General features: G+C 72.9%; 20 protein-coding genes, 4 tRNA genes and 1 other RNA gene. 14 read left to right on the top strand and 11 right to left on the bottom strand.

Annotation, left to right across the window (positions count from 1 at the left end; all coding sequences use genetic code 11):
• Positions 1 to 81 precede the first annotated feature (81 nt).
• Positions 82 to 1,944: a copper resistance CopC/CopD family protein gene (locus BJ965_RS19760; RefSeq protein WP_184909863.1), complete on the top strand. Its 1,863-nt coding sequence runs from the start codon at positions 82 to 84 to the stop codon at positions 1,942 to 1,944.
• Here the strand turns inward: BJ965_RS19760 and BJ965_RS19765 are convergent.
• Positions 1,934 to 2,824, bottom strand: a complete 891-nt coding sequence (locus BJ965_RS19765; RefSeq protein ID WP_184909864.1) for a DUF72 domain-containing protein — start codon at positions 2,822 to 2,824, stop codon at positions 1,934 to 1,936. The genes BJ965_RS19760 and BJ965_RS19765 overlap by 11 nt on opposite strands.
• A gap of 150 nt (positions 2,825 to 2,974) precedes the next feature.
• Here BJ965_RS19765 and BJ965_RS19770 point away from each other — a divergent pair, with 150 nt between their 5' ends.
• The 3 genes from BJ965_RS19770 to BJ965_RS19780 are packed head-to-tail and all read left to right on the top strand — an operon-like array spanning position 2,975 to position 6,442.
• Positions 2,975 to 5,455, top strand: a complete 2,481-nt coding sequence (locus BJ965_RS19770; protein WP_184909865.1) for an ATP-binding SpoIIE family protein phosphatase — start codon at positions 2,975 to 2,977, stop codon at positions 5,453 to 5,455.
• 13 nt (positions 5,456 to 5,468) lie between these two features.
• Positions 5,469 to 5,921 (top strand): DUF4383 domain-containing protein, encoded by a 453-nt coding sequence (locus BJ965_RS19775; protein WP_184909866.1) that lies wholly within the window; start codon positions 5,469 to 5,471, stop codon positions 5,919 to 5,921.
• A 17-nt stretch (positions 5,922 to 5,938) separates the two neighbouring features.
• Positions 5,939 to 6,442: an MSMEG_6728 family protein gene (locus BJ965_RS19780; RefSeq protein WP_184909867.1), complete on the top strand. Its 504-nt coding sequence runs from the start codon at positions 5,939 to 5,941 to the stop codon at positions 6,440 to 6,442.
• Here BJ965_RS19780 and BJ965_RS19785 read toward each other — a convergent pair.
• Together BJ965_RS19785 and BJ965_RS19790 are read right to left on the bottom strand one after the other, a co-directional pair.
• Complete coding sequence (locus tag BJ965_RS19785) at positions 6,439 to 6,603, bottom strand: hypothetical protein (RefSeq protein WP_246545930.1); 165 nt, start codon at positions 6,601 to 6,603, stop codon at positions 6,439 to 6,441. The genes BJ965_RS19780 and BJ965_RS19785 overlap by 4 nt on opposite strands.
• Positions 6,604 to 6,695: 92 nt before the next feature.
• Positions 6,696 to 6,917, bottom strand: a complete 222-nt coding sequence (locus BJ965_RS19790; RefSeq protein ID WP_030850304.1) for a hypothetical protein — start codon at positions 6,915 to 6,917, stop codon at positions 6,696 to 6,698.
• Between the two features lie 123 nt (positions 6,918 to 7,040).
• On the opposite strand from BJ965_RS19790, the gene BJ965_RS19795 reads away from it, so the two are divergent.
• The 4 genes from BJ965_RS19795 to BJ965_RS19810 all read left to right on the top strand — a co-directional run bounded on the left by BJ965_RS19795 (position 7,041) and on the right by BJ965_RS19810 (position 8,329).
• Positions 7,041 to 7,274 carry a hypothetical protein gene (locus BJ965_RS19795; RefSeq protein WP_184909868.1) on the top strand — a complete coding sequence of 78 codons (234 nt, stop codon included), beginning with the start codon at positions 7,041 to 7,043 and terminating at the stop codon, positions 7,272 to 7,274.
• Between the two features lie 44 nt (positions 7,275 to 7,318).
• Positions 7,319 to 7,543 carry a hypothetical protein gene (locus BJ965_RS19800; protein WP_030850309.1) on the top strand — a complete coding sequence of 75 codons (225 nt, stop codon included), beginning with the start codon at positions 7,319 to 7,321 and terminating at the stop codon, positions 7,541 to 7,543.
• Positions 7,544 to 7,626: 83 nt separating this feature from the next.
• Complete coding sequence (locus tag BJ965_RS19805) at positions 7,627 to 7,887, top strand: hypothetical protein (protein ID WP_184909869.1); 261 nt, start codon at positions 7,627 to 7,629, stop codon at positions 7,885 to 7,887.
• Between the two features lie 76 nt (positions 7,888 to 7,963).
• Positions 7,964 to 8,329 carry an amphi-Trp domain-containing protein gene (locus BJ965_RS19810; RefSeq protein ID WP_184909870.1) on the top strand — a complete coding sequence of 122 codons (366 nt, stop codon included), beginning with the start codon at positions 7,964 to 7,966 and terminating at the stop codon, positions 8,327 to 8,329.
• 53 nt (positions 8,330 to 8,382) lie between these two features.
• On the opposite strand, the gene BJ965_RS19815 is transcribed toward BJ965_RS19810, so the two are convergent.
• Positions 8,383 to 8,467 (bottom strand) — tRNA-Ser (locus BJ965_RS19815).
• A 72-nt stretch (positions 8,468 to 8,539) separates the two neighbouring features.
• Here BJ965_RS19815 and ffs point away from each other — a divergent pair.
• From ffs to BJ965_RS19845, 6 genes are all read left to right on the top strand, one after another.
• Positions 8,540 to 8,634, top strand: an RNA gene (gene ffs / locus BJ965_RS19820) — signal recognition particle sRNA small type.
• Positions 8,635 to 8,696: 62 nt separating this feature from the next.
• Positions 8,697 to 11,192, top strand: a complete 2,496-nt coding sequence (locus tag BJ965_RS19825; protein WP_184909871.1) for a DNA polymerase III subunit gamma and tau — start codon at positions 8,697 to 8,699, stop codon at positions 11,190 to 11,192.
• 125 nt (positions 11,193 to 11,317) lie between these two features.
• Positions 11,318 to 12,568: a phosphoribosylamine--glycine ligase gene (gene purD / locus BJ965_RS19830; RefSeq protein WP_184909872.1), complete on the top strand. Its 1,251-nt coding sequence runs from the start codon at positions 11,318 to 11,320 to the stop codon at positions 12,566 to 12,568.
• A 421-nt stretch (positions 12,569 to 12,989) separates the two neighbouring features.
• Positions 12,990 to 14,813: a hypothetical protein gene (locus BJ965_RS19835; protein WP_184917341.1), complete on the top strand. Its 1,824-nt coding sequence runs from the start codon at positions 12,990 to 12,992 to the stop codon at positions 14,811 to 14,813.
• A gap of 252 nt (positions 14,814 to 15,065) precedes the next feature.
• Positions 15,066 to 16,541 carry a N,N-dimethylformamidase beta subunit family domain-containing protein gene (locus tag BJ965_RS19840; protein WP_184909873.1) on the top strand — a complete coding sequence of 492 codons (1,476 nt, stop codon included), beginning with the start codon at positions 15,066 to 15,068 and terminating at the stop codon, positions 16,539 to 16,541.
• A 69-nt stretch (positions 16,542 to 16,610) separates the two neighbouring features.
• Positions 16,611 to 17,510 carry a phosphoribosylaminoimidazolesuccinocarboxamide synthase gene (locus BJ965_RS19845; protein ID WP_184909874.1) on the top strand — a complete coding sequence of 300 codons (900 nt, stop codon included), beginning with the start codon at positions 16,611 to 16,613 and terminating at the stop codon, positions 17,508 to 17,510.
• A 42-nt stretch (positions 17,511 to 17,552) separates the two neighbouring features.
• On the opposite strand, the gene BJ965_RS19850 is transcribed toward BJ965_RS19845, so the two are convergent.
• The 7 genes from BJ965_RS19850 to BJ965_RS19880 form a co-directional block, all read right to left on the bottom strand.
• Positions 17,553 to 17,628, bottom strand: a tRNA-Gly gene (locus BJ965_RS19850).
• Between the two features lie 22 nt (positions 17,629 to 17,650).
• Positions 17,651 to 18,271: a response regulator transcription factor gene (locus tag BJ965_RS19855; RefSeq protein ID WP_184909875.1), complete on the bottom strand. Its 621-nt coding sequence runs from the start codon at positions 18,269 to 18,271 to the stop codon at positions 17,651 to 17,653.
• Complete coding sequence (locus BJ965_RS19860) at positions 18,268 to 19,560, bottom strand: sensor histidine kinase (RefSeq protein WP_184909876.1); 1,293 nt, start codon at positions 19,558 to 19,560, stop codon at positions 18,268 to 18,270. The genes BJ965_RS19855 and BJ965_RS19860 overlap by 4 nt, the downstream gene beginning before the upstream one ends.
• A gap of 22 nt (positions 19,561 to 19,582) precedes the next feature.
• The gene (locus BJ965_RS19865) at positions 19,583 to 20,389 is read right to left on the bottom strand and encodes an ABC transporter permease (RefSeq protein ID WP_184909877.1); all 807 of its coding nucleotides are present in this window, start codon (positions 20,387 to 20,389) and stop codon (positions 19,583 to 19,585) included.
• Positions 20,386 to 21,357, bottom strand: a complete 972-nt coding sequence (locus BJ965_RS19870; RefSeq protein WP_184909878.1) for an ABC transporter ATP-binding protein — start codon at positions 21,355 to 21,357, stop codon at positions 20,386 to 20,388. The genes BJ965_RS19865 and BJ965_RS19870 overlap by 4 nt, the downstream gene beginning before the upstream one ends.
• 129 nt (positions 21,358 to 21,486) lie before the next feature.
• A tRNA-Gly gene (locus tag BJ965_RS19875) sits at positions 21,487 to 21,559 on the bottom strand.
• An 81-nt stretch (positions 21,560 to 21,640) separates the two neighbouring features.
• A tRNA-Gly gene (locus BJ965_RS19880) sits at positions 21,641 to 21,712 on the bottom strand.
• Positions 21,713 to 21,790: the final 78 nt, after the last annotated feature.

Genomic DNA, 21,790 nt, shown 5'->3' on the forward strand with positions numbered 1-21,790 from the left:
AGCCCGACCCCGGAGACCCACGTGGACCAACGGCGGAACGAGGATCGCAATGTCGGACATCCCCGGCGATTCCAAGCCTTGGTGCTGCTCGGCACCGTGCTGGTACTGCTCCTCGCCGGAGCAGCCCCCGCCTCCGCCCACGCCGCCCTCCGCGGCACCGACCCCGACGACGGATCCGTCGTCAAGCGGGCGCCCCGTCACGTCACCCTGACCTTCACCGAGTCGGTCGGCCTGCTCGACGACTCCTTCCGGGTCTTCGGCCCCGACCAGCGCCGGGTCCACACCGACGAGGCCACCCACGCGGACGGCCGTTCCGACACGGCCCGGGTCGGCCTGCCCGGCAAGCTCGCCCAGGGCACGTACACGGTGGCCTGGCGCGTCGTCTCCGCCGACAGCCACCCCGTCTCCGGCGCCTTCAGCTTCTCCGTGGGGAAACCGTCCGCGACCACGGGACAGATCGACACGGGCCCCATCGAGGACCCGCTCACCGGCGGCCTCCACGACGCCGCCCGCTACCTCGCCTACCTCGCCGCCGCGCTGCTCGTGGGCCTGGCCGCGTTCGCGCTGCTGTGCCGGCCCGCGGACACCTCCCCCCTGCGCAGGCCGCTGGTGGCCGCCTGGTGGACGCTGCTGGGCTCGACGGTCGTCCTGCTCCTGCTGCGCGCCCCCTACGAGACGGGCACGGGCCCGGCCGCCGCCTTCGACGCCGACGCCCTCGGCCGCACGCTGACCGGCCGCCCGGGCGAGGCCCTGCTCGCCCGGCTGGTCGTCCTCCTGCTGGCCGCCGTCTTCCTGATACGGCTGTCCAGGCGCCGTGGCCCCGAGCAGCGGCCCGCCGTCCTGGCGATCGGCACGGCGCTGGCCGCGGCCCTGGCCCTGACCTGGGCGGCGGCCGAGCACGCCTCCGCCGGGATCCAGGTGCCGCTGGCGATGACGTCGTCCGTGTTGCACCTGCTGGCGACCGGCGTCTGGCTCGGCGGCCTCGTGGCGCTGCTGCTGACCCTGCGCCGCTCGGCCGGCGACGACCTGTGGGAGGTCGTCCCCCGCTTCTCGCGGATCGCCTTCGCCTCGGTGACCGTCCTGGCCGTCACGGGGGTCTACCAGTCCTGGCGCGGCCTCGGCTCCCTCTCCGCGCTGACCGGCACCTCGTACGGGCGTCTGCTGCTCGCCAAACTCGTCGGAGTCTGCGTGCTGTTGCTGGTGGCCGGGTACTCGCGGCGCTGGACGGCGCTGATCGCGGCACCGGCGGTTCCGGCCCGGGCGGCCGTACCGGCACCGGTCCCGCAGCCGGTCGGCGCGCCTGCGGAAGGCCACGAAGCCGCCGAGGGACCCGAGACAGGACAGGTGTCAGCGGCGCCGCCCGGGGAGACGGGCGAAGCGGGGCCGACCTCCGGGGAACCGGAGCCGCCCGGCGGCCCGGTGAAGCCGGGGGCGGGATCCGGCGACCCCGGCATCCGGCGCCGCCTGCGCCGCTCCGTCCTGGTCGAAGTCGCCGTCGCCGCCGTGGTGCTGATGATCACGACCGTGCTCACGGGCACCCTTCCGAGCCGGGCCCAGGCCGAGGCGGCCCAGCAGGCGCCGGTGGGGGCGCTGCCGCCCACGACCGAGATCACCGTGCCCTTCGAGACGGGCACGGGATCCGTGACCGGGAGCGGCAAGGTGCAGATCAGCCTGGACCCGGCCCGCGTCGGCGAGAACGGCATACAGGCCATCGTCTACGGCTCCGACACGGGCATCGTCGTGGTCCCCGAGGTCCGCATCACCTTCACCCTGCCCTCCCGCGACGTCGGCCCGATCGACGCCGAACTCACCGACCGGGGCGGCTACTGGAGCACCAACGCCGTCAACCTGCCGCTCGCCGGGAACTGGACGATGAAGACGACCGTGCGGGTGTCGGACGTGGACCAGGTGTCGGTGGAACGCCGGGTGCGGGTCAGGCCCTAGGCAGCCGCGCCGCCACCGCGCCTTCCGCCGAGACGTCGTCGCCGAGGAGCCGTGTCATGGTCTCGGCGGCGCGGACGGCGGCGTCACCGCAGCAGTTGTTGAACAGGACGTGGACCTGCTCGGTCCGCTCGGCCAGCCGGCGCACGCGGGGCAGCCACTCGGCGAGTTCGTCCTCGTCGTAGGCGTGCCGGAAGCGGTCCTCCTTGCTGCCGGTGCCCCACGCGGTGCTGCGGCCGTGGAACCGGACCACCGAGAGCCGGGCCGAGGTCACCGGCGTGACGGGCGGGACGGAGGAGGGCAGCGTCTGGTTCATGTCGACGGCGACCGCGGCCATGCCGTGCCGGGTCAGCAGCGCGCCGGTCGCCTCGTCCTGCCCCGGCTCCCACCAGGAGGGGTGCCGGAACTCGACGGCGACGGGCCAGCCTTCGGTCCGCTCCGCGCACTCCCGGAGGAATGCCTCCGCCCGCTGCCCGGGCCGGAACCAGGGCGGGAACTGGAACAGCACGCTCCCGAGCCGCCCGGCCTCCCGCAGCGGCTCGATCCCGGCCGCGAACCGGGCCCACACCTCGTCGACCACCTCCGGGTCCCGGGAGTCGGCCCGCAACCCGTCCGGCATCACCGCCTCCCGGGTCGGATGACCGGTGAGCAGGGAGAACGCCTTCACGTCGAACACGAACCCGTTCGGCGTGCGCTCGGCCCACAACCGGCTGTTCCGTTCGCCCGGCAGCGCGTAGTACGAGGCGTCGACCTCGACGACCGGGAACTGCTCGGCGTAATGCCGTAACCGCCCCTCGGCGTCCCGCCGCCCCGGCGGGTACCAGCCGCTGCCGACCAGCGCCCGGTCGGTCCAGGAACACGTGCCCACGAGGATCTGACCCATGGGGGAGCGGTTACCCGGGCCCGGCGGCGGCAGGCTCCGCCTCCCGGCCGGGACGGCACGGTGAGACCCGCACCAATCGGGGTAACCAGGTGATAACTGTGCAAATCCGGGGTTACGGCTGATTCCCCTCCGAGAGCGAGATGACCGATCATGGAACAGCCCGTCACCGTCGGCCGGGCCGGCCGGTCGTTCGGAGAAGAACCGGACGTCCTCGAATCCCTCGTCGACGCATCCCTCACGGCCCGGGTCACCCTCGACGAACAGGGCACCGTGACCGGCTGGAACGAGGGCGCCGAGCTGCTCCTCGGGTACTCGGCCGGGCAACTGGCCGGCCGCCGTGCGGCGGATCTGCTGGCCGAGCCGATCCCGGTACGGGGCGGCCTGCCCACGCTCGCCGGGCTGCCCCGCTGGAACGGCGACGTGGCGCTCCGACACCGCGACGGCCGGAAACTGACGGTCGGGATCCTCGCCCACCACAGGCCACCCGGCGCCGACGCCCCCGCCTGGCTCATCGTCTCCGCCCGGAGCGGCCGGCAGCCACCGGCCGGTCTCGACGATTCCCTCGTGAGCTGGAGCTTCGCCCAGTCCCCGTGCTGCGCCCAGGCGATCTACGACACCCGGCTCCGGCTGCGCCGGGCCAACGCAGACATGGAGCGGTCCACGGCGCTCACCGAGGAGGAGATGCGGGGCCTGCGCGTGTCCGAGATCATCGACCACGACGCCGGCGTGCGGGCGGAACGCAGCATGGCCCGGGTCCTGCGCACCGGCGAGCCGGAGTACCAGGAGAACTACCTGCGTGCGCCCGGCGAGGACCATGAGCACGCCTGGTCGGTCTTCATCTCCGCGCTGCGCGACCAGGAGGGCACCGTCCGGGGCGTCTGTCTCTCGGCGCACGACATGACCGAGCGGTTCTGGGCCCGCAAGCGCCTCCAGCTGATCGCCGAGGCCGGCCGGCGCATCGGCACCACACTCGACGTGACGCGCACGGCCCAGGAGCTCGCGGACGTGACCGTGCCGGCCCTGGCCGACTTCGTCAGCGTCGATCTGCTGGCCGCGCTGGACGACGCACCCGAGCCGCCCGAGCGGGCGGTTCCGGCGGACGGGCCGCTGCTGCTGCGCCGGGTGGCGCTGCGGTCGGTCATCCCGGGCACCCCGGAGTCGGCCGTGGCGGCCGGCGCGGTGGGCTCCTACCCGGCGGGCTCGATGCCCTTCGAGAGCCTGCGCACCGAACGCCCAGCCCTGCACGAGGTGACCGACCCGGCGTTCACCGCCTGGCTCGCCCGCGACCCGGCCCGCGCCGCCCGGGTCCGGGCGTTCGGCATCCACTCCGTGATGGCCGTGCCGCTCGCGGCCCGCGGCACCACGCTGGGCGTCGCCTTCTTCGTCCGGCACCGCACCCAGGAGGCCTTCCAGCACGACGACCTGGTCCTGGCAGGGGAACTGGCCGCCCGGGCCGCGGTCAGCATCGACAACGCCCGCCGCTACACCCGCGAGCGCGCTACCGCGGTCACACTCCAGCGCAGCCTGCTGCCGCAACGGCTCCCCCGGCAGGCGGCCGTCGAGGTCGCCTCCCGCTACCTCCCGGCGGTCCCCCACGCCGGCGTCGGCGGGGACTGGTTCGACGTCATCCCGCTCTCGGGCGCGCGGGTGGCCCTGGTCGTCGGAGACGTGGTCGGCCACGGCCTGGTCGCGTCGGCGACCATGGGGCGGCTGCGCACGGCCGTCCGCACACTGGCCGACATCGACCTGCCCTGCGACGAACTGCTCACCCACATCGACGACCTGGTCGCCCGCCTGAACACCGAGGAGGAGGGCGACACCGGGGGGAGGCCGGCCGGGTCCACCGAGACCTCGAGCGACGTGGGGGCCACCTGCCTGTACGCCGTCTACGACCCCGTGACGCGACGCTGCTCCCTGGCCGCCGCCGGGCATCCCGCTCCGGCCGTGGTGAGCCCCGAGGGCACCGTCGACCTCGTCGGCCTCCCGGCCGCGCCCCCGCTGGGCGTGAGCGGCCTGCCGTACGAGGCCACCGAGGTCGTCCTCCCCGAGGGCAGCCTGCTCGCCCTCTACACCAACGGCCTGGTCGAGACCCCCGACCGGGATCTCGACACCGGCGTCCACCGGCTGCGGAAGGCCCTGGCCCGCCCTGCGGCCTCGCTGGACGCCCTGTGCGACACGGTCCTCGCCGAGCTGCTGCCGCAGCGCCCGGCCGACGACGTGGCCCTGCTCATCGCCCGTACGCGCGCGCTCGACGCCCGGCAGGTCGCCACCTGGTCGGTGCCGTCCGACCCGTCCGCGGTCGCGCAGACCCGCAAGGACGTGGTGGCGCAACTGGAGCGGTGGGGCCTTTCCGACGCCGAGTTCGTCACGGAACTGGTGGTCAGCGAGCTCGTCACCAACGCCATCCGGCACGCCGAGCCGCCGGTCCAACTCCGCCTGATCCACGACTCGACCCTGATCTGCGAGGTCTCCGACGGCGGAAACACCGCTCCGCACCTGCGGCGTGCCCGCACCTACGACGAGGGCGGCCGCGGTCTGCTCCTCGTCGCCCAGCTGACCGAGCGCTGGGGCACCCGCCAGAGCGCCGCGGGCAAGACCATCTGGGCGGAACAGACCCTGCCCCCCGCGTGAGGAGCCACCGGTCATGAGCACACCCGCGTCCCACCGGGCCGCCCGCGCCCCCGTCCAGCAGGCCGCCCTGCTGCTCGGCCTGGTCTTCGTCGTGGTCGGCGCGCTGGGCTTCATCCCCGGCGTCACCACCGACTACGGCTCGCTGGAGTTCGCCTCGCACGAGTCGGGCGCCGAACTGTTCGCCCTGTTCCAGGTGTCGATCCTGCACAACCTCGTGCACCTGGCCTACGGCCTCACGGGGCTGATCCTCGCGGGCACGGCCGCCGGGGCGTACGCGTACCTGCTGGTCGGCGGCGCCGTCTACCTGGTGCTGTGGGTGTACGGCCTGTCGGTCGGCCATGACAGCGATGCCAACTTCGTGCCGCTGAACACCGCGGACGACTGGCTCCACCTCGTCCTGGGCATCGCCATGATCGGCTTGGGCCTGGCCCTCGGTCGGCGTGGCGCGCGCACCGAGACACGGTAAGGATCACCGAGGACGGCATGCAGACCTTCCTGCCCTACCCCGACTTCCGCACCACGGCCCTGGCCCTCGACCGCCGCCGGCTCGGCAAACAGCGCGTCGAGGCGCTGCAGGTCCTGCGGGGCCTGGTCGTCCCCGGCTACGGGTGGCGCCGCCACCCGGCCGTGAAGATGTGGCTCGGCTACGAGGAGGCGCTGGTCCGCTACGGCCTGGAGATCTGCCGCGTCTGGCGCGAACAGGGTCACCAGGACACCTGCGCGGCGACGCTCGTGGCCGACCTCGCGGCGACCCGTCCCCACGCCCCGATCCGCGACCAGCACCGACTGGCCGCAGAGGGCGAACTGCCACCCTGGCTCGGCGACGGCCCCTTCCACGAAAGCCACCGCTCGGCCCTGGTCCGCAAGGCCCCCGAGACCTACGCGACCCTCTTCCCGGACGTCCCCGACGATCTGCCCTACGTCTGGCCGACATCGGACCGCACGGGCGGGCAGCCGTCCCGGAACCGACGGGTCCCTGGGGACTAGGCGGCCCTGCGGCGCGCCGCGGGACGCCTGGACGGGGCGGGCTGCTCCGTCACGTCGTCGTCGAACGGGAAGGTCTCGTCCTCCCCGAAGTCCGGGGCCTGGAAGGGGTTGGTCGCCGGAGACGGCGACGCCGCGCTGGAACGGCGGGGTTGCCCTTCCACGGCGGAGAACAGCGAAGTCGGTTCGATGAGAGGTCTCTTTTCGTTACTGGCCCAGGTCGGGGCCAGGCGTGCCCTGACCGGGCACGGAGGTCCTACAGCTTGGTCATCTTGGCGTACGGGCTCAGGATCCGCATTTGCGCCGAACCGAAGTCGACGAGCGCGGCGATTCCGTCCTCGATGCCGATGACCCGGCCGAGCCCGTACATGTCGTGCGTGACCTGGTCACCCACGGCGAAGTACTTGGGAGCGGGGGCGACCGGAGCCTTGAAGGGGCTGGTAGGCAAATGACGCTTGGGAGCAGCAGGCTTAGTCATTGGCCTCAGTATGCGCCTACCGACGCCCGTTGCGCTGCTGCTGTCCACGTCCAGTGCCCGAACCGAGACGTAAGAGAAGCGTTGCGCTGGCTCAAAAAATCGAACACATGATTGAATTCGGCCATGCGAACGTTTCCCGACGATCTCGTCCGGGCGCAACAGGAGTGGAGTGCCACCTACCGGCAGCTCGCCGACCGGCCCGGCCGCACCGAGCTGCGCCGACGCTTGTACCGGCTGTCGGTCCAGGCGTTCTTCCACCCCTACTGGCAGCGGCGACGGCCCTGCCCGGCGGCGTGGTGGGAGCTGCGCGAGCTGGGGCGGACGGCCGGGGGCGTGCGCGAGCGGCGCCACGGGTGACGCGCCGGCCTGCGGGACCGTACGTCCCGGATGATCCTGAAGGTATGGCCGGACCGATTCGCGTGATCGTGCACCCACCGTCGCCCTCGGGCGGCCGCCGCGTGCGCGTGGACGGCGAGATCCTCGGGCTCGCCCACAATGTGACCGATGTCGCGGAGTTCCTCCGCCGCGCCGGCCTGGAGATCGACCCCGCGGACGTGGCGGAGGTGCCGTGGATCGACTGGCGCGGAGTGGGGCCCGAGCACTGGGGCCCGCAGACGGGCGGCTGACCCGTGAAGAGCCCGGTTCCACGGACGCGCCTCGGAGTGCGCTCGCCGCCGGTGAACGGGACATTGGTGCCGTGGCTTTGTGGATGACGTGGGACCTTGAAGGGGTCGGCACGGCCTCGCAGTCCGTGGAAGGCGTGGACGAGGCCGCCAGGTGGCTGGTCGACTCGACGGAACGCTCCAGGCGCGCCTTCGACACCGAGTGGCAGTGGCGGAGGCTCAAGGACTCGGCGCTGCGGGTGCGCGAGACGATGCTCGACGAGGGGCGTCGGACCCTGGAAAGCGGTATGCCGTGGGAGTCGGAGTACGAGGGCGTGAAAGTACGTCTCTCCCCGCGGGCCGCATGAGGATGTCCCAACCTCCACATCGCGCCAAAATGGCCTTATCCACTCTTTTGTGCCGTTGCCGCATCGGAGGGCACTCATGAAGGACCTCACGTTCGAGCAGAAGCGTTCGCTGTCACGCCAGGAAGCCGCCGACCAGCTCACGGCACTCGCAGACGCGCTGAGGGAGGGTGGGGACGCCGAGCTGGAATTCGGCCTCGGAACGCTGGGGCTGCGCATCCCCGACGACCTGCACAGCGAGCTGGAGGTCGAGATCGGCGATGGGGAGATCGAGCTGGAGATCGAACTGAAGTGGACGACCGCACCGACGCGGGCGACACGGTCTCGGACCGAGGCACCGGCGGAGAAGCCCGAGCGGAAGAACAGCCCCACCGCGGCGCCCCGAAGCGCCACGGCAACCGGCAAGGCCAGGAGCGCGAAGCGGACGGCCGCGAAGTCCCCCTGAACGGGAAACGCCAGAGGGCCGGACCACTTTCGCGGTCCGGCCCTCTGATCCGGCGGAGGATACGAGATTCGAACTCGTGAGGGGTTGCCCCCAACACGCTTTCCAAGCGTGCGCCCTAGGCCTCTAGGCGAATCCTCCGCCGCAAACAATACAAGACGTTGAGGAGTGCTCGCGAACTCGTTCCCGCCTCCGACATCAGGTAGCCTTGGCGCAGCCCCTCACGCGGCGCTATCTGACTGAACTCCCCCAGGGCCGGAAGGCAGCAAGGGTAGGTCGGCTCTGGCGGGTGCGTGGGGGGCGTCTGCGTTCCCGGACCGGATCTCCTCGCCGGGTTCCGATGTCAGTGGGCGCCTATAACCTCGTATGCGTGTCGTCTCTCGCTCTGTACCGCCGCTACCGCCCCGAGACCTTCGCCGAGGTCATCGGGCAGGAGCATGTCACCGACCCGCTGCAGCAGGCGCTGCGGAACAACCGGGTCAACCACGCGTACCTGTTCAGCGGGCCGCGCGGCTGCGGCAAGACGACCAGCGCCCGCATTCTGGCGCGCTGCCTGAACTGCGAGCAGGGGCCCACGCCGACCCCCTGCGGGGAGTGCCAGTCCTGCCAGGACCTCGCGCGCAACGGCCCCGGATCCATCGACGTCATCGAGATCGACGCCGCCTCCCACGGAGGCGTGGACGACGCCCGTGACCTGCGCGAGAAGGCCTTCTTCGGGCCCGCCCGCAGCCGGTACAAGATCTACATCATCGACGAGGCCCACATGGTCACGTCGGCCGGCTTCAACGCGCTGCTGAAGGTCGTCGAGGAGCCGCCCGAGCATCTCAAGTTCATCTTCGCGACCACCGAGCCCGAGAAGGTCATCGGGACGATCCGGTCCCGGACGCACCACTACCCCTTCCGGCTCGTGCCCCCAGGCACCCTCCGGGAGTACCTCGGCCAGGTCTGCGAGAAGGAGGCCATCCCCGTCGCGGAGGGCGTGCTCCCGCTCGTCGTGCGCGCGGGCGGCGGGTCCGTGCGTGACTCCATGTCCGTGATGGACCAGCTCCTCGCCGGCGCCGCGGCGGACGGTGTGACGTACGCCATGGCCACCGCCCTGCTCGGATACACCGACGGTTCCCTCCTCGACTCGGTCGTCGAGGCCTTCGCCACCGGCGACGGAGCCGCGGCCTTCGAGGTCGTCGACCGCGTGATCGAGGGCGGCAACGACCCCCGTCGTTTCGTCGCCGACCTCCTGGAGCGGCTGCGCGACCTGGTGATCCTCGCCGCCGTCCCGGACGCGGCGGAGAAGGGGCTCATCGATGCCCCCGCCGATGTGATCGAGCGCATGCAGGCCCAGGCCGGCACCTTCGGTCCCGCCGAGCTGAGCCGCGCCGCCGACCTCGTCAACGGGGGCCTGACCGAGATGCGCGGCGCCCACTCGCCCCGTCTCCAGCTCGAACTGATCTGCGCCCGCGTCCTGCTCCCCGCCGCCTACGGCGACGAGCGGTCCGTGATGGCCCGCCTCGACCGGATCGAGCGCGGCGTGAACTACTCCGCGGGCCCCGCCGGCATGCCCGCCGCGGGATACGTACCCGGGCCGGAAGGCCATGGGGGAGCGGCTGCCGCTCCGGTCCAGGCGGGTGCCGGCGGTGCGGTGCCACCGGGCGGTGGCCCGGCCGCGGCCCGCGCTGCCGTCCGTGCGTCCGGAGCGGGAGCAGGAACAGGAGCAGGAGCACCGGGCAATGGCGGTGCTGCGCCCGGCACCGGTGGCGTCGGCCCCACGCCGACCGCGCCCGATTCCGGCTCTCCGGCGGCGGGCCAGGGTGCGCCGCAGCCCGCGCCAGGCCAGAGCGCCCCGCAGTCGGCACCGGGCCACGGCGCGGCGCCGACGGCACCGGCCGCGCCCCCGGCTCACGCCCCCGCTTCCGGCTCGCAGCCCGGACCCGGCGCCCCTGAAGGGCCCCGCGCCCCCGACGAGGCCCCGGCCGCCTCCACCCCTGCCCCGGGTGGACAGCCGCAGCCGTCCCCGGTCGCGCCCGCCCCGGGCGCCTGGCCCACCGCCGCCTCCGCCGGCAGCGGCGGCCGTCGCCCGGGCGGCTGGCCCACGGCCGCCCCGGGCGCGCCGGCCTCGAACACCCCACCGGCACACACCCCGCCGGCGAGCACCCCCGCCCCCAGCACCCCACCGACGGCCCAGCCCCCGGCGCCGGTCGCCGCCCCGGCCCCTGCCCCCGCGGCGTCGGGCGGCGGCGGTCTCGACCCCCGCATGCTCTGGCCGAACATCCTGGAGGCGGTCAAGAACCGCCGGCGTTTCACCTGGATCCTGCTCAGCCAGAACGCCCAGGTGGCCGGCTTCGACGGCACGACTCTCCAGCTCGGCTTCGTGAACGCGGGCGCACGGGACAACTTCCTGAGCAGCGGCAGCGAGGACGTGCTGCGGCAGGCGCTGGGCGAGCAGTTCAACGTGCAGTGGAAGATCGAGGCGATCGTCGACCCCTCGGGCGGCTCCGCGCCCCCGGCACCGGGCGGCCCCTCCGGGTTCGGCGGCGGCCACAGCGCCGGCGGTGGCGGCGGATACAACGCCGGCGGTGGCGGCGGATACAACGCGGGCGGCGGTACGGCCACGGCCCAGCGTCCCGCCCCGCCCCAGTCGGCACCCCCGGCCGCCTCCACCCAGCAGTCGAGCAGCTCCGCCCCCGCCTCCACCCCGGCACCGGCCGCTTCCGTCCCCCAGCCCTCCGCCCCGCAGCCCCGCCATGTCTCGGCCGAGGAGGACATCCCGGAGGACGACGACCCCGACCTCGACGAGTCGGCCCTCTCCGGCCAGGAGCTGATCGTCCGGGAGCTGGGGGCCACGGTGGTCGAGGAGTTCACGAACGAATAGCCCGGCCTCGCGCGTGCGGCCCGGCGAACCCGGGGTCGTCTTGGAGGAACATCCAGCTCCGGATTCCCCCTCCCTTCGGAAGCCCGCACAAGGGGAACCCGGCGTCTCCCGTTAGGCTGACCCCCGTGAAGGTCCTCGTCATCGGCAGCGGCGCCCGCGAACACGCCCTGTGCCACTCCCTGTCCCACGACCCCGATGTCACCGCGCTGCACTGCGCCCCCGGCAACGCCGGCATCGCCGAGGTCGCCGAGCTGCACCAGGTCGACGCCTCCGACGGCGCCGCGGTCACCGAGCTGGCCACCCGCCTCGGCGCGGAGCTCGTGGTGGTCGGCCCGGAGGCCCCGCTGGTCGCCGGTGTCGCCGACGCCGTGCGCGACGCGGGCATCCCGGTCTTCGGCCCGTCCGGCCGGGCGGCGCAGCTCGAGGGCTCCAAGGCCTTCGCTAAGGACGTCATGGCGGCGGCCGAGGTGCCCACCGCCCGGTCGTACGTCTGCACGACACCCGAAGAGGCCGACGCGGCCCTCGACGCCTTCGGCGCTCCGTACGTCGTGAAGGACGACGGACTCGCCGCCGGCAAGGGCGTCGTCGTCACCGACGACATCGAAGCGGCCCGGGCTCACGCGGCGGCCTGCGAGCGCGTGGTCATCGAGGAGTACCTCGACGGGCCCGAGGTCTCCCTGTTCGCCGTCACCGACGGCGAGACGGTCGTCCCCCTCCAGCCCGCCCAGGACTTCAAGCGCGCCCTGGACGGCGACGAGGGCCCCAACACCGGCGGCATGGGCGCGTACTCCCCGCTGCCGTGGGCCGACCCGAAGCTGGTCGACGAGGTGCTGCAGACCGTGCTGCAGCCGACCGTGGACGAGATGCAGCGGCGCGGCACGCCGTTCTCCGGCCTGCTCTACGCCGGTCTCGCGATCACCTCCCGCGGCGTCCGCGTGATCGAGTTCAACGCCCGGTTCGGCGACCCCGAGACCCAGGTCGTGCTGGCCCGGCTGAAGACGCCCCTGGCCGGCCTGCTGATGGCCGCCGCCACCGGCAACCTCGCCCACCTGGAGCCGCTGCGCTGGAGCGACGACGCGGCCGTGACCGTGGTCGTCGCCTCGCACAACTACCCCGGCACCCCGCGCACCGGCGACCCGATCGGCGGACTCGACGAGGTCGCGGACCAAGACGCCCCGCACGCGTACGTGCTGCACGCCGGCACCCGGCAGGAGGGCGACGCCGTGGTCAGCGCGGGCGGCCGCGTCCTGTCCGTGACGGCCACCGGCAAGGACCTCGCCGAGGCCCGCGACCGCGCCTACACGGCCGTCGGCCGCATCCGCCTCGACGGCTCCCAGCACCGCACGGACATCGCCGCGAAGGCGGCAGGCGCGTAGGGCTCCTCCTGCGTAGGGCTCCTCCTGCGTAGGGCTCCTCCTGCGTAGGGCTCCTCCCGCGTAGGGCTCCTCCCCCCGTAGGCCCGCTCCCGCGTAGACCCCCTCCTGCGGTTGGAAAACGCCCCCGCCGCGGATGAACCCCTCAGGCCCCGGATCCGTCTCAGGATCCGGGGCCTGAAGTATGGGAGAGACGGGGGCCTGGCGCTCGTTTTCCGTCATCCACCTCTCCCCAAAGCCATTCCATCGAGTGACCGATGCCTTTTCCTGCTGACGGGGGGCGGAGCCCCAACTAGGGTGCGGCGCAAGCGTTCCGGCACTTGGCCCACCGGCATTGCGATGTCAGTGACGGGTGCCACAGTGGGGGAGTGAGCAAGGGCAGCGTCGGATCTACGGGGAGGGGGTGAGGTCGGTCGTGACCGGAATGGGTGTGGAGGCAGGCGCGCAGGCCGCGCGGGCACGGGCACTGGCCGTGCTGCGCATCCGCAGCCGTGCCCTGGCCGTCGCCCTGCTGCCGGCCGCCGTCGCCGTGATCCTGCTCGCGGGCGCCGTCGGCGACCGCCTCGAAGGCCCCGTCTGGGACGCGGCCCGCTGGGTCATGACGCCGTTCGCGGTCCTCGTGCTGCTGGCCGCCGCCGGGATCGCCCTGGTCGTCGCCCGGGCCCGGCCCGCCATGAGCCCGACCGTCGCGGTCACCGAGGAGGCGGCTCCCGACCTGTACCGGATGGTCCGCGACCTCGCCGACCGCCTCGACGTCCCCGCGCCCTCCGCGATAGCGCTCACCCCGGACTGCGACAGCTGGCTGGAGGACCGCACCCACCCGGCCCACGCACCGCCCCCGGCCGAGGAGCACCACGACATCGCGGGAGCGGGCAAGCAGGCCCGCCGGCACCCGGCCGCGCCGGTCCTCGTCATCGGCTCCCCGTTCCTGTGGTGGATGCGGGTCGGCGAGCTGCGCGCGGTCCTCGCCCCCGTCATCGCCGGTACGGGCCCCTCGGCTCACCCGGACATAGCCGCGGCCCGGCGTTTCGTCCGGGGCCTGGACGCCGCTGTGGCCGTGGCTTCGGAGCCCCGGCGTGACCCGGTGTCGCGGGCGGTGCTCGCCGGGGTCGGGTGGGTCGCCCGGCTTCTGCTGCGCAGCTGCCGGGTCCATGCCGCCGAGTTGGAGAGGGGCGTGGCGGCCGCGGCCGCGGAGCGTGCACAGGCTGTGGATTACGGGCTGCGGATCGTCGCCCAGGAGCAGGTGGGCCTGGCGTACGCGGGCTGGGACCGGCTGCTGACCCGGGTCGCGCTGCCCGCCTGGCGGATGGGTCGCTGGCCGTCCCGGCTGGACGCCGGTGTGGTCGCGGCGCTCACGGAGCTGTCCCGGCGCGACCGCCTGGCCGAGGGATTCGCGTCCCGGCTCGGCGAGCGGCCCGCCTGCGATCTTCTGGAGGAGCCGGGCACGGTCGACGAGGCCGCCTCCCTCCTCGCCGCCCGCCTCTTCCACGGCGGCCCCGCCGGTCCCGGCCCCGACTGGTCACCGGTGGACTGGAGCGAGTACCCGGACGAGGTCGTGGACCGCAAGTGGCGTCTCGACGCGGCCCGCCTGCACCGCGTCCTGGACGCGATGGGTGTCCGCCCCACCACCGGCCCCACGGCTCCCGCCACCGTCGCCCCGACCCTGTCCCGCGTCCTCGACCACCTCACGGACCCGGGCCCCGCGTGGACGGCCGGGAATGCCGGAGCGACCGGTCCCGCAGCGGGCTCCATCGGCTCGGGGCCGGACATCGCCCGGTCCGAAACCGCCGGTCCGCCCCCCGGCAGGCCGGACCCCCTCGACGACGAGGACCTCGCCGGTACGACGGCCCCCAGCGCCACCCTCGCCGCCCGCCTCAGCGCCGAACTGGCCCGTGAGGAGGCCGCCCCCTCCCCCGCGGCCCCGTCACCCGCCTCCCCGGCCCCCGACCCCGCCGCCCTCTGGGACGACCGGGCCCTCCCCCTCTTCCCCCTCCAGCCGCCGCGCACGGCCAGGGAGCTGCTCGCCGACCACCTCACCGCGATGGTCTGCTGCGCCGCGATGGACACCGCCGGTGCGACCCCGGGCCTGGACTGGCTGGACGGCCCGACCCTCCTGATCGACGGTGAGCGCACGGCCGACCTGGCGCCCAAGGTCCTCACCCTCATCGAGGACGGCGACGCAACGCCCCTGCGGGTCTGGCTGTCCCAGCTCGGCATACGCCCGGAGAAGCCGGTCCGCCTCGGCTGAACACCGGAGCGCGAGCTTCCGGTTCTGGCCAATTCAAAACGAACAGTGACGAAGTGCGCGCTTTATGTGATGTGCTTGGACCGTTCGCGTGCATGGCAAGGGCTTGCGACATACGACAGGCACATAGGCACGCCGGCGTCGCACGGACCGCGGAACGCCCCAAGCACCGCAGAGCACCGCGGAGCACCACAAGCACCGCACGCACCACACCGGCATGCACCACCACGGGGGCACAGGGGAGGGGAAGCAACCATGGGCTCGGAGCAGATCCGCCGCTGGGAGTCGGGAGCGCTGGCGCACGCCGTGACGGATCCCTTCGGGCAGGGCCCCGTTCCGTGGCTGCGCGGCAACGTGACGTACTTCGACGACTCGGGCCAGGTCGTCCCCTGGTACGTGGACCAGGACGCGTCGCACCCGCCGAAGCAGGGCAGCCGCTCGGGCGGCCCTCGCGCGGCCGACGACGTCAACCGCCAGATCAAGGGCTTCACCTCGACCGGCGCGGTCGCCCCCGGCGAGGCCATCGACTTCCACATCACCGTCGACCCGCCGCAGCAGTTCGCCGTCGACATCTACCGCATCGGCCACTACGGGGGTGACGGCGCCGCGAAGATCACCACCAGCCCGCGGCTGTCCGGCATCGTCCAGCCCGCCCCGCTCACCGCGGACCGTACGGTCTCCTGCCACCACTGGTGGCTGTCCTGGCGCCTCCAGGTCCCCTCGTACTGGAACATCGGCGCGTACGTCGCCGTCCTCACCACCGCCGACGGCTACCGCTCCCACGTCCCCTTCACCGTCCGCCACGACCAGCCCGCCGACCTGCTGCTCGTGCTGCCCGACATCACCTGGCAGGCGTACAACCTCTACCCGGAGGACGGCCGCACCGGCGCCAGCCTCTACCACGCCTGGGACGAGGAGGGCCGGCTGCTCGGCGAGTCCGAGGCCGCCACCACGGTCTCCTTCGACCGCCCGTACGCGGGCGCGGGCCTGCCCCTGCACGTCGGCCACGCCTACGACTTCATCCGCTGGGCCGAGCGCTACGGCTACGACGTCGCCTACGCCGACGCGAGCGACCTGCACGCGGGCCGTGTCGACCCCACGCGCTACCGCGGCCTGGTCTTCCCGGGCCACGACGAGTACTGGTCGGCCGCCATGCGCGCCACGGTGGAGCGTGCCCGCGACGCCGGCACCTCGCTGGTCTTCCTCTCCGCCAACTCCATGTACTGGCAAGTGGAGCTTGGCCCCTCCCCGTCCGGCGTCCCCGACCGGCTGCTGACCTGCCGCAAGCGCCGAGGCCCGGGCAAGCCGGTGCTGTGGCGGGAGATCGACCGGGCGGAGCAGCAGCTCCTGGGCATCCAGTACGCCGGGCCCGTCCCCGAGCCGCACCCGCTGATCGTGCGCAACGCCGGGCACTGGCTGTGGGAGGCGACCGGGGCACACGAGGGCGACAGGATCGAGAACCTGGTGGCGGGCGAGGCCGACCGCTACTTCCCGCGCACCCCGCTGCCCGAGCACGAGGAGCGCATGCTGCTCGCCCACTCCCCGTACACCGACAAGGCGGGCGTCCTGCGCCACCAGGAGACGTCCCTCTACCGCGCTCCCTCCGGCGCCTGGGTCTTCGCAGCAGGAACGTTCGCCTGGTCACCGGCGCTGGACCGCCCCGGCCACGTCGACAGTCGTGTCCAGCGGGCCACGGCCAATCTCCTGGACCGCATCTGCAAACGCGACTGACCCCCTGTCCGTGATCAGGCTCGGATACGGGAGAATCGAGCCACTTGGACAGAATTACGGGGAGGAACCGTGTCCGGATTCGTCGAAAAGCCCGAGCCGATCCAGGTTCCGGGCCTGGTGCATCTGCACACCGGCAAGGTGCGCGAGCTGTACCGGAACGAGACGGGCGACCTCGTGATGGTCGCCAGTGACCGCATGTCCGCCTACGACTGGGTGCTGCCGACCGAGATCCCCGACAAGGGCCGGATCCTCACGCAGCTGTCCCTGTGGTGGTTCGACCGGCTCTCCGACCTGGTCCCGAACCACGTGCTGAGCACGGAACTGCCCGCCGGCGCCCCCGCCGACTGGGCGGGCCGCACGCTGATCTGCAAGTCCCTGCAGATGGTCCCGGTCGAGTGCGTGGCCCGCGGCTATCTCACCGGCTCGGGGCTCGCCGAGTACAACGAGACCCGCACCGTCTGCGGTCTCGCCCTGCCGGAGGGCCTGACCGACGGCAGTGAACTGCCCGGCCCGATCTTCACCCCGGCCACCAAGGCCGCCGTCGGCGAGCACGACGAGAACGTCTCCTACGAGGAGGTCGCCCGACAGGTCGGCGCGGACACCGCGGCCCGGCTGCGCCAGGCGACCCTCGCCGTCTACGCCCGGGGCCGGGACATCGCCCGGGAGCGGGGCATCATCCTCGCGGACACGAAGTTCGAGTTCGGTTTCGACGGCGACGAGCTGGTCCTGGCCGACGAGGTCCTCACCGCGGACTCCTCCCGCTTCTGGCCGGCCGACCAGTGGCAGCCGGGCCGTGCGCAGCCTTCGTACGACAAGCAGTTCGTCCGGGACTGGCTGACCTCGGCGGAGTCCGGCTGGGACCGCAAGAGCGAGCAGCCGCCGCCCGCCCTGCCCCAGCAGGTCGTCGACGCCACTCGCGCCAAGTACGTGGAGGCGTACGAGCGCCTGACGGGCACCAGCTGGTCGTAGGACACGAAGAAGCCCCCCGGCGGAACCGGGGGGCTTCTTCGATGGAGCGAACGACGAGGTTCGAACTCGCGACCTCAACCTTGGCAAGGTTGCGCTCTACCAACTGAGCTACGTTCGCATGCGCCGTGGCGCGAGAACCACTATACCCAACCTCGCTCCCGCGCGAGCCGTACCGCCGCATGACGGTTCTCCGCCCCGAGCTTCGAGACGGCCGACGACAGATAGTTCCGTACGGTTCCCTGCGACAGCGCGGCCCGCTCGGCGATCTCCGCGACGGGCGCACCGTCGGCGGCGAGTTCCAGGACCTCGGCCTCCCGGGCGGTCAGCGGCGAGTCCCCGGCGGCGATCGCGTCGGCGGCCAACTCCGGGTCGACGTAGCGGTTCCCGGCGTGCACCGTCCGGATGAGCTCCGCGAGCCGCTGTGCGCTCACGGTCTTCGGCACGAACCCGCGCACCCCGGCCGCCAGCGCCCGCTTGAGATGCCCGGGCCGTCCGTGGCTGGTCACGATGAGCACCTTGCAGCCGGGCAGTCCGGTCCGCAGGGATGTGGCGACCTTCACACCGTCGGCGCCGGGCATCTGGAGATCCAGCACGGCGACATCGGGTTTGTGCGCCCGGGCCATCGCCAGCGCCTCGGGCCCGGTGGCCGCCTCGGCGACGACGACGAGGTCGTCCTCCAGCGACAGCAGCGCGGCGAGCGCCCCCCGGATGAGGTGTTCGTCGTCGGCGAGCAGCAGTCGCACGGGTTCCACGGCGGTCACGGCATGACCTCACTCACAGCGTGCGCGGCGACGGCGGCCGGGACGGCGCCGGTGGGGCCGGTGGGGCCGGACCGCGACGGCAGCGGAACCTCCGCCGTCAGCCGGAACAGCCCCTGCCCCACGGGCCCGGCCTCCAGCGTCCCGTCGATCTCCGCCAGCCGTTCCCGCAGCCCGGCGAGCCCCGAGCCGGACGGCTCGCTCATGGACTCCGGCCCCGCCTCGCTCACCCCGTCGTTCTCCACGGACAACACCACCCGCCCCTCCAGTACCTGCAGTCGCACCACACAGCTCCGCGCGTCCCCGTGCCGCAGAACGTTCGTCGCGGCCTCCCGCACCACCCACCCCAGGGCGGACTGCACCGGCGCAGGCAGCCCTGCCGCCGTCGCCCCGCCGACCGTGCAGGCGATTCCGGCTGCCGCCAGCACCCCTTGCGCCCCGGCGAGTTCCGAGCCGAGGTCGGCCTCCCGGTAGCCGCGCACGACCTCCCGTACCTCCCGCTGCGACTCCTGTGCGAGCCGCTGCACCTCGACCATCTGCGTCACGGCCTCGGGCCGTCCCCGCTGGGCCAGCTGCACGGCCAGCTCGCTCTTCAGGGCGATCACCGCGAGGTTGCGCCCCATGACGTCGTGGAGATCCCGCCCGAACCTCAGCCGTTCCTCGGCGACGGCGAGCCGGGCCCGGGTCTCGCGGGCCTCGTCGAGCTCGTAGACGGCGTTGAGCAGCCACACCGAGAAGACGGCGGTGAAGGCGATGAACACGCTGCCGATGAGCACGATCAGCGACGTGAAGAGGGCCGTGAGTGCGGGGGCGCCGAGCGCGGACGTCACGGCCCAGGTGCCCGCCGCGAAGCCGCCCGCGATGCCGAACGCGCGCCGCCGGGAGCGGACGCCGAGCGCGATGATGCCGGGGCCGAAGATCAGGATCACTCCGAAGACGCCACCGGCGGCGGTGGCGACGCCCTCGCGGTCGGGCCCGTGCTCGGCGAGTCCGAGCGCGGCGGCGGCGATCGCGGCGGTGACGGCGGCCAGCGTCCACAGCAGTCCGGTGGGCTGGGGCCTGCGGCCCCGGGTCCAGTCGATCGACCGGGACACGGTCACGAAGCAGAGGCCGGCGTGCACGGCCACCACCAGCATGGCTGCACTGCCCAGCCGTAGCCCGAGCGGGGCCACGGACGTGAACCCGACCGAGAAGAACTCCATCACCGCGAAGAAGTGGAACGACCACCGCGTGTACGTCTCGACCTTCTCCGGCGTGGTCTTGTGCCGCCACCAGCCGCCCGGCGTGCGCATGCGCCCCGTCACTCCCCTTCGGTCAACGCCGCGGTTCCCAGCGGAACCACCGCCGTACAGCAAACACCGCGATGAGGATCCAGGCCATGGCGGTCGCGAGAGCGCCCAGCGCCTCGTACGCGGAGAGGTCCCCGGTCCAGCCGCCGCGCACCAGCGTGACGACGGGCGTCAGCGGCAGCAGTTCGAGGACGGAGGCCACCCGGTCCGGGAACAGTTCCAGCGGTGCGAACATGCCGGAGCCGATCATCGAGACCATCAGCAGCGGCATGGGCGTGACCTGGGCGCTCTCGCCGGTCCGGGTGAAACTCGCGGTGGCCGCGGCGAGGGCGGCGCTCATCACGAGCCCCAACAACAGCCCCAGGACGACCAGATGCGGCGCCGACGGCGCGGACAGGTCCATCAGCACGGCACACCCCACCACCAGCAGCAGGCACTGCGCGAGCCCGGTGAGGACCGCCGGCAGTGACGTGCCGGCCAGGATCTCGACGTCCCGCAGCTCGCCGGTGCGCAGCCGCTTGAGCACGAGCTCCTCACGCCGCACGACGAACGCGCCGACGAGCACGGAGTAGACGGCGAACAGCAGGGAGAAGCCGACCGCGGCGGGCAGCACCAGGGTGCCGGTGCTCAGTCCCGCCCCGGCGAGGTCCATGTCCTCGGACGCCGCCCGCACGCTGACCGGCATCACCAGCGGCACGAACAGCGCCGCGAAGAGCGCGCCCCGGGTCCGCCCGAGCAGGGTCAGTTCGGCCCGGGCCAGGGAGGTCATCCGGCTCAGCGGGGTCGTCGTCGCCGCCGCGGTCGGGCGGGGCGTCGTGTGCGTGGCGCTCATGCCGCGTACTCCTTCGTCGTCATGCTCACGGCCTGCTGCGTGGAAGCGTCCTTGGCGATCCCGAGGAACGCCTCCTCCAGGGAGGCCGAGCGCACGTCCAGGCGGCGCAGCTCGACCCGGGCCTGCGCGGCCCACATCAGCAGGCCGGTGGCCGTCCGCTGCAGTTCATGGGTGCGCAGCCGGACGGCCCGGCCGTCGGCCTCGTGGCCGGTCACGCCCAGTTCGCCGAGCGGCGGCAGGTCGCCGACGAAGTAGCCGTCGGGCAGCTCGAAGGAGATCCGTGACGGCTCGGCGGCGGTCACCTCGGCCGGGGTGCCGGTGGTGGCGATGCGGCCTTCGTGCATGATCGCGAGCCGGTCGGCGAGGTTCTCGGCCTCTTCCAGGTAGTGCGTGGTCAGCAGCACGGTGGTGCCGCCGTCGCGCAGCGCGCTCACCAACTCCCAGGTGGCCCGGCGGCCTTCGGCGTCCAGCCCGGTGGAGGGCTCGTCGAGGAAGAGCACCTCGGGGTCACCGAGCAGGGCGAGGGCCAGGTCGAGGCGGCGCCGCTGGCCGCCGGACAGCTGCTTGACCCGGGTGCCGGCCTTCGCTTCCAGACCGACCAGCGCCAGTACCTCCGCCGGGGGCCGGGCCCCGCTCACGCATCCCGCCCACATCCGGGCGGTCTCGGCGACGGTGAGCTCGGAGGGGAAGCCGCCTTCCTGGAGCATCACGCCGGTGCGGGGCCGTACGGCGGCCCGGTCGGTGTAGGGATCGTGCCCGAGGACCCGTACCCGTCCGCCGGCCGGCTGTGCGAGTCCCTCCAGGAGTTCGACGGTCGAGGTCTTGCCCGCGCCGTTGGTGCCGAGCAGCGCGAAGATCTCCCCGCGCCGGACGGAAAAGCTGATGCCGCGTACCGCCTCGAACCCGCCCCCGTACACACGTCGCAGGTCAGTGACCTCAATCACGTGTTCGTGTCCGTTGGTTTCCATGCTCCAAGCGTCCCGGCCGTACGGGTCCGCAAGCAGTGCGCGCTGTCATCACTCGGCATGACAAATGTCAGAAGCGGGGAGCAGCGCACGAAGAAGCCCCGGTCCTGAAGGACCGGGGCTTCTTTCCCGAGCGGACGACGAGGTTCGAACTCGCGACCTCAACCTTGGCAAGGTTGCGCTCTACCAACTGAGCTACGTCCGCATGTGCTCCCGATCAGCTTTCACTGACCGGTGCGGGCACCAGCCTACCTGATCCACAACAGTGGCCGGTACGGCGATGCAGAGCGGGTGACAGGAATCGCACACTGCGCCTTCCCCCTGGAAGGGGGATGTTCTACTACTGAACTACACCCGCATGTTTCCGTGAGCTGGGCCTTTCGGCCTCGCCCCTCGGCGTGCTCCAGACTCTAGCTGATCAGCCGGGGTGCTGCGC

The sequence above is a fragment of the Streptomyces luteogriseus genome, assembly GCF_014205055.1.
In the GTDB taxonomy this organism is placed as follows: Bacteria; Actinomycetota; Actinomycetes; order Streptomycetales; family Streptomycetaceae; genus Streptomyces; species Streptomyces luteogriseus.